The 7,067-nt window shown below is 68.0% G+C and carries 8 protein-coding genes; 7 read left to right on the forward strand and 1 reads right to left on the reverse strand.

Translation table 11 applies throughout. From position 1 onward, the window contains the following. The 6 genes from HUW62_RS44605 to HUW62_RS44630 all read left to right on the forward strand — a co-directional run. Positions 1-607, forward strand: a 607-nt coding sequence (locus HUW62_RS44605; protein ID WP_176437910.1) for a cation:proton antiporter, incomplete at its 5' end; no start/stop codon positions are given. A 34-nt stretch (positions 608-641) separates the two neighbouring features. Next, positions 642-1,253 (forward strand): L-threonylcarbamoyladenylate synthase, encoded by a 612-nt coding sequence (locus tag HUW62_RS44610; protein WP_163867247.1) that lies wholly within the window; start codon positions 642-644, stop codon positions 1,251-1,253. A gap of 63 nt (positions 1,254-1,316) precedes the next feature. Beyond that, complete coding sequence (locus tag HUW62_RS44615; protein WP_176437911.1) at positions 1,317-2,261, forward strand: hypothetical protein; 945 nt, start codon at positions 1,317-1,319, stop codon at positions 2,259-2,261. Positions 2,262-2,325: 64 nt separating this feature from the next. Then, positions 2,326-3,255, forward strand: a complete 930-nt coding sequence (gene xerD / locus HUW62_RS44620) for a site-specific tyrosine recombinase XerD (RefSeq protein ID WP_163867249.1) — start codon at positions 2,326-2,328, stop codon at positions 3,253-3,255. A gap of 132 nt (positions 3,256-3,387) precedes the next feature. After that, complete coding sequence (locus tag HUW62_RS44625) at positions 3,388-4,008, forward strand: Uma2 family endonuclease (protein ID WP_163867250.1); 621 nt, start codon at positions 3,388-3,390, stop codon at positions 4,006-4,008. A gap of 51 nt (positions 4,009-4,059) precedes the next feature. Then, complete coding sequence (locus HUW62_RS44630) at positions 4,060-4,671, forward strand: Uma2 family endonuclease (protein WP_176437912.1); 612 nt, start codon at positions 4,060-4,062, stop codon at positions 4,669-4,671. Between the two features lie 11 nt (positions 4,672-4,682). Here HUW62_RS44630 and HUW62_RS44635 read toward each other — a convergent pair whose 3' ends face one another. Then, the gene (locus HUW62_RS44635; protein WP_163867252.1) at positions 4,683-5,867 is read right to left on the reverse strand and encodes a DUF4388 domain-containing protein; all 1,185 of its coding nucleotides are present in this window, start codon (positions 5,865-5,867) and stop codon (positions 4,683-4,685) included. A 279-nt stretch (positions 5,868-6,146) separates the two neighbouring features. On the opposite strand from HUW62_RS44635, the gene trpS reads away from it, so the two are divergent. Beyond that, on the forward strand, positions 6,147-7,067 hold a 921-nt coding region (trpS, locus tag HUW62_RS44640; protein ID WP_176437913.1), incomplete at its 3' end, for a tryptophan--tRNA ligase.

A 7,067-nucleotide genomic window follows, 5' to 3' on the forward strand; every position in this document is an offset into this window, starting at 1 on the left:
GTTCGGTTCGGTGGCGGTGGGCGGCCTGCTCGCGGTGGCGATGCTCGTCTACATGCGGGGCGTGAAGCAGGAGCTGCCGCTGTTCCTGGTGGGACTGTCCTTCGCGGCGGCGGAAGGGGGCACGCGCCTGCACCTGTCCCCGCTGCTGGTGTCGCTGGCGGCCGGGGCGCTCATCGCCAACCTGGACGAGCGCGAGGGCGAGCGCATCCACCACGCGATCCAGCGGGCGGGCCTGCCGGTGTTCGCGCTGTTCTTCGCGGCGGCGGGCGCGGGGTTGAAGCTGGACGCGCTGGTGACGGTGGGGCCGGCGGCGCTGCTGCTGGTGGTGCTGCGGGGAGGGGCCATCTGGTTCTCCTGCCGACGCTTCGCCCCCGCGGACGACCCGCGTTTGAAGAGCCACCTGTGGATGGGACTCATCTCCCAGGCGGGGGTGACGTTTGGCCTGGCGGCGCTGGTGTCGAGGACGTTCCCCTCGTTCGGCCCCCAGGTGGAGGTGCTCATCGTGGCGATGATCACCGCGCACGAGCTGGTGGGTCCGGTGCTGACCAGACGTGCACTGACGGCCAGTGGCGAAGTCAGGACGGACGAGGCGCCGGGAACCGCGTAGGCTGCCTCCCCTCGCAGGAGGCAAGAAAGACATCATGGCCGCACCCATCCTCGAGGTGGACATGGAGCACCCCTCCCCGCGCCACATCCAGCGCGCCGTGGAGGTGCTCGAGCGCGGCGGGCTCATCGCCTATCCGACGGACACGTACTACGGCATGGGCTGTGATTTGGGCTCGAAGCGGGCCATCGAACGGCTCTACCAGCTCAAGGGCCGCGACAAGAAGAAGCCCCTGTCCTTCCTGTGTCCGGACCTGTCGGACGTCGCTCGCTACGCTCACGTCAGCAATTTCGCGTACCGAACAATGAAGGGTCTCACCCCTGGCGCGTTTACCTTCATCCTCGAGGCGACGCGATTGGTGCCTGATTTGATGATGACCCGGCAGAAGCAGGTGGGTATCCGGGTCCCGGATGCCCCCCTGGCCCGCGAGCTGGCTCGCGCGCTGGGGCGTCCTCTCGTGACGACGTCGGTGAGCAACACCCAGGGTGAGCCGCTCACGGACGCGCGGGAGATAAAGGAGGAGTTCGGCCATGGGCTGGAGCTCATCCTTGACGGGGGTGTGACGTTGAACGAACCGTCGACAGTGGTTTCACTCATTGGCGATACGCTTGAAATCCTCCGGCAGGGCAAGGGTAGGCTGGAGGACTGAAACTCGAACAAGAAGAGGGGGGCCACCGTGGAATCAGGGGCCGCGGAGCCAGTGCGAACGGACATGCCACAGCACGTCCCATCGCCAGTCAGGTTGCTATTGCTGCTGTTGTTTCGCCCGGTGGACCTGCACTACAGGCTCCGGGCGGCGGGAATCCTCGCGCCAGGGGGGCGCATCGGCCAGTTGTGGCGGGAGCAGGGTGAGGGTGGACGCGCCGCGGGGCTCTATGTCCGGCGGATGTTGCTCTTGCTGGTGGTGGGTTCGCCCCTGGTGACGGGGCTGTTGGGATTGGGGCTCTACTGCGCGGGCATTCCACTTCGCGGCGGCTGGGCGGTGTCCGCGTTGTGTTGTTCGGCCGCGGGGCTGGCGCTCGCACAGGTGTCAGGACTGGCGGCCGGGGTGATGCTGGGCTCGCTGGCCAGTCTGTCCATGCTGGTGGGTTTGCATGCCACCGCGGCGGGGGCCTTCGGGCCGGTGCTCGGCGGTGGAGCGGGAGTCGCCGTGGGGGTGTGTCTGGGCATGGTGTCCGGGCTGTCGGTGGGGAGCATCGCGAGCATCTCCGGCGGGAGAGGTCCTTCCGTGTGGCGGGTGCAGACGGCGGCCATCATCACCAGCGTGGTGCCCATGGTGGTGTGGAGCCGTCAGGCCAATGTGTCCTTCGCGGGCGCGGTGGCGGCGGCGGCGCTGGTGGCCTTCCTGGTGAGTGCGTTCAGGCTGCCGCTGTATGCGCTGGAGGTGCTGGCGTCGGCGGCGGCGTATGCGGTGGAGCGATGGACGGGGCGCCCGACGCTGCAGTGGGTGCCTGTGCGCCACCACAACCTGAGCTATCTGCCACACCCGTTCCTGGGCCGGCACCTGGCGCTGGCGGTGCGCTCGCGGCCCGCGGAGGTGCTCGCGGTGGCGGATGCGTGCCTGCGCTCGCCGGGGAACATCCTGGTGGGCTGGCCGTGGGTGGTGCAGGCGCTGGAGCAGGCCTCCACGGAGGGCGCGGGTGGGCCGCGTCCCTGAGTCCGGGGGCGTGGCGCGCGGGTCGACAGATTGCCTCCGGGCGGGGCTCCGCTAGCCTGGGGGCATGGAAGGATTGCTCGACGCGTTCATCGCCTTCATCCGCGCGGAGCGTGGGCTGTCCGGCAAGACGGTGGATGCCTATGCCGCGGACCTGACCTCCTACTTCGAGGACCTGCGCGCGCGGGGCGTGGAGGACGCGACGCGCGTCCGTCAGGAGGACGTGACGGCGCACCTGTCGTCACTGTCCCGGGGCGGGCTGGGCAAGCGCAGTCAGGCGAGGCACCTGGCCGCGCTCCGGGGCTTCCACCGCTTCCTGGTCGCCGAGCGACTGGCGGACAAGGACCCGACGGAGGACGTGGACACGCCGCGCTCGGCGAAGAAGCTGCCGTCGTTCCTGACGTTGGACGAGGTGGAGCAGTTGCTGGCCGCGCCGGACGAGCGGACGCCGGCGGGGCTGCGCGACAAGGCGATGCTGGAGGTGCTCTACGCCACGGGCCTGCGCGTCAGCGAGCTGTGTGGGCTGGGCGTCAACGACGTGCAGTTGAGCGCGGGCTACCTGGTGGCGAAGGGCAAGGGCGCCAAGGAGCGCGTGGTGCCGTTGGGGCGCGTGGCGGTGGAGAAGACTCAGGAGTACCTGGGCAACTCCCGCCCGGCGATGCTCGGTCGGCGCGAGTCGCGGGCCCTGTTCGTGACGCCTCGGGGGTCGGGCTTCACGAGGCAGGGGTTCTGGAAGCTGATCAAGCGGTATGCGCTGAAGGCGGGCATCCTCAAGCCCATTTCTCCCCACAAGCTGCGGCACTCCTTCGCTACACACTTGGTGGAGCGGGGGGCGGACTTGAGGGCCGTGCAGCAGATGCTCGGGCACGCGGACCTGGCCACGACGCAGATCTACACCCACGTCAACAGCGCCCGCCTGCGCTCCGTCTACGACGAGTTCCATCCGCGCAGTGACGTGTTCGTCCCCAAGCCGAAGAAGCGGAAGTCGGCGTCGTAGATTCACGTGTTCCGGGTCTGGCGGTGGGTGGATTCGACATGTCAGACCGGGCACTAGACTGCCTACGTACCAGGTGGACACCCTTGAAGGTGGGGTGTTACGGATGGGACCTCTGAGGTTCCATCGACGGAGGTGGGCGTGGGGCGGAACAAGGGCAAGAAGCCGGCGACGTACGAGGACATCGAAGCGCTTCCGGTGGGGTGGGTGGGGGAGATTGTCGAAGGGTTGTTGTATGCGTCGCCGCGCCCGGCGATGGCGCATCTGCATGTGGCGTCGCGGCTCGGGGCGTTGCTCATGCAGCCCTTCGATTGGGCACGGGGTGGTCCCGGAGGCTGGTGGTTGCTGAACGAGCCGGAGCTTCATCTGGGGGAGAACGTCGTGGTGCCGGACCTCGCGGCCTGGCGCCGCGAGCGGGTTCCGGAGCCACCGGACCCGGAGACTCCGTGGCTCTCGCTGGCTCCCGACTGGGTTTGCGAGGTGCTGTCACCTTCGACGCGAAGCACGGACCGCGTCCGCAAGCTGCCGCTGTACCACCGAAGCGACGTGCGACATGCGTGGCTCATCGACCCGTTGCGGTGTTCCCTCGAAAGCTATCGGAGTGGGAACCGAGGCTGGGAGCGCGTGGGCCTTCATGAGGGGCCCGCCGTGATTCGCGAGGAGCCCTTCGAGGCGGTGCCGCTCGACCTGGGGCTGATCTGGCTGCCACGTCGTGGCGGCAAGGGACACAAGGTGGACGCTGTCATTCTCCCTTGAGGATGCGGTGTTGCGGAGAGGACCTCGGAGGTTCCATCGAAGGAGGTGGGTATGGGGCGGAACAAGGGCAAGAAGCCGGCGACGTACGAGGACATCGAAGCGCTTCCGGTCGGTTGGGTGGGGGAGATTGTCGAGGACTTGCTGTATGCGTCGCCGCGTCCGGCGGTGAGGCATCTGCACGTGGCATCACGACTCGGGATTCTGCTGGGGATGCCCTTCGAGCTGGGGCCGGGTGGACCGGGCGGCTGGTGGTTTCTGGATGAGCCGGAGCTGCACTTCGGGCGTGATGTCCTCGTCCCGGATCTGGCGGGTTGGCGTCGGGAGCGTGTCCCGGAGCCACCGCATGATGTGCCCTGGCTGACGCAGGCGCCGGATTGGGTCTGTGAGGTGCTGTCTCCCTCGACGGAGACAAAAGACCGGCTCCGCAAGCTGCCCGTCTATCACCGTGAAGGCGTGCGGCATGTGTGGCTCATCGACCCCGCGCGACGCTCGCTGGAGGTGTATCGCCATGGCTCCGGGGGCTGGGCGCCGGGAGAGCGCTATTCGGGGGACATCATCGCTCGCGTGGAGCCGTTCGAGGCCGCGGTCCTGGCGCTCGACTTGCTCTGGTTGCCCCGGCCGGAAGCGGAGCGCGGCGAGCGCACTCCGTCGTCCTCACGTTGAATCGGCGCGGCTCAGGGGGCCACGTTGACGACGGGGATTCCGAACGGGTCCGTGCTCGTGCGCCTCGCTTCGGTGGACGACTCGGCTTCTGGCAGGGGGGCGACATGAATCAGCCCGCTCGCCATCAGCCGGTGCACCGAGCGCGACGCCGCCAGCTCTCCCATGGCCGCGGTGCGCAGGGCCTGGCGGATGCTCCGGCTGCCGCGCAGCTTCGAGTACAGGTAGAGGTCGTCCGCCGTGAGCTGCGATGGGGTAGGGCGGGGGATGGGCTCGAACACGAGCCTGCCGTCCAGCGCGAACAGCTCGTCGCTCAGGGCCAGCGTCAGGCGCACCTCCGCCTCGCGATAAAGCGCGTGGGCCTCGGGCACGGAGCCGCGCTCGAGAATCTGCGCGGCCAGCGCCACCGCGTGGTCGTACTTCCCCGTCTCCAGGAATCGCTTCACCAGGGTCAGGAGCTCGGCCAGCTCAGCGGCTTCGCCGACCTTCGGACCCTTGGCCATCCGGGGAGACAGCGCGCCCCGGCGATACAGGTGGAGGATCCACCGCGCCGCGAACAGCGGGGCCTCCTTCGCCGTGGCCAGCATCTCGCTCAGGGTGGCGCCGCCCGCCGCCAGCTCCAGCAGCTTGTCCTCCTCCTCGGAGAACGTCTCCACGGCGAACTCGCGGAACACCCTGAACGTGGCGTCCAGGTGCGGGAAGACGTCGCGGAACATCGTCCACTCGCGCAGCCGTGTCACCGCGTCCCGGTGGAGGCCGTTCAGCGAGAGCTTCAGTCCCACGGCGCGGGAGGCGGGGGGCAGCTTCGGCGTGAACTCCACCTCTCCCGACTCCCAGCCGTAGCAGTCGAAGAGGGCCTCGCGTGCCTTGTGCTCCATCGCCTCGATGAGGCGCGGCAGCTCCACGAAGCAGCGCTGCACCAGGAAGGTGCCGTACGGCGTGCCCGCTCCTTCCGCCGCCTCGAAGGCCGCCGCGGCCCGGGGCGCGTCCAGGATGCGCAGGTTCACCAGCACCTGGGCCAGGTGCTCCCGGGGGTCATTCGAGCTCTCACCGACGAGGAAGCCGTCCTTCACCTGGAAACAGCGTTGGATGGCGCCGCGCTCCACCCTCAGCGTGCCCTCCACTCCGGCACCCGAGAACAGCGGCGGCATCACCATCTGCAGGCGATAGCTGGCGAGACTTCCCTTGAATGACTCCATGCCGGTTCATCCTCCCGAGGTGAGGTTGCTCGCAGGTGAGGCGATCAGGGTACCGCTCCACCCACCACCGCTCAACCGCAAGCCCTTGGAATCCCTCAGGATTTACGTGCGGGTCGGAATTTTTCAGGCAGGGACGCGGCGGGCATTCAGCAGGCAACGGATGCCAGCAGGGCTGAACGGAAGGTTGCAGGGGCACGGCGGGTATGCGACCACCCGCGCTCACAAGTCAGATTCGGAACTCGAATCTGACCCTTTTGACTCGCGATTCGGAACCCAGACATGCGGACCCTCTCAGGCGTGCAGTCCTCCGGAAAGCTGCACATCGGCAACTACTACGGCGCCATCCGCCAGTTCGTGCAGATGCAGGACGAGGGCGAGGCGTACTACTTCATCGCCAACCTGCACGCGCTCACCACGGTGAGGGACCCGAAGCTCGCGCTGGAGCTCACGCGAGACGCCGCCGTCTCGTACCTGGCGCTCGGGCTGGACCCGAAGAAGGCCGTGCTCTTCCGCCAGAGCGACGTGCGCGAGGTGCTGGAGCTCAACTGGATTCTCGGCACCGTGGTGCCGCACGCGCACCTGGAGCGGGCCCACAGCTACAAGGACAAGGTCGCCAAGGGCATCTCCCCGGACTTCGGCCTCTTCGCCTACCCCGTGCTGATGGCGGCGGATATCCTGCTCTACAGCGCGGACGCCGTCCCCGTGGGCAAGGACCAGATTCAGCACGTCGAGTTCGCCCGCGACTGGGCCGTGAAGTTCAACACCGAGTACGTGAAGGGCTATGACCCGGCGGACCCGGACGGCAAGGAGCGCGGGCATACGCCCGGCATCCTCAAGCTGCCCACGGCCCGCATCCAGGAGTCCACCCAGACGGTGCCCGGTATCGACGGCAAGAAGATGTCCAAGTCGTACGGCAACACCATCGAGCTGTTCGGCGAAGAGAAGGACATCAAGAAGCGCATCATGTCCATCAAGACGGACTCGACTCCCGTGGAGGCGCCCAAGCCGGTGCCTGGCGCGGAGCGTCCGGCGGACGTCGTCAGCGAGGTGCCGCTCTACGACCTGCTCAAGCTGATGCTCCCCGAGTCCGAGTTCGCCGAAGTGGGACGGCCGTTACTCACCGGCGGAACCTGGCTGTCCTTCTGGCTTTCGGTGGCGGCTCGTCATCACGCAAGGGCTCAAATCCGCCGGCCTCGAGCG

The organism is Myxococcus sp. AM011, assembly GCF_013372595.1.
GTDB lineage: Bacteria > Myxococcota > Myxococcia > Myxococcales > Myxococcaceae > Myxococcus > Myxococcus eversor.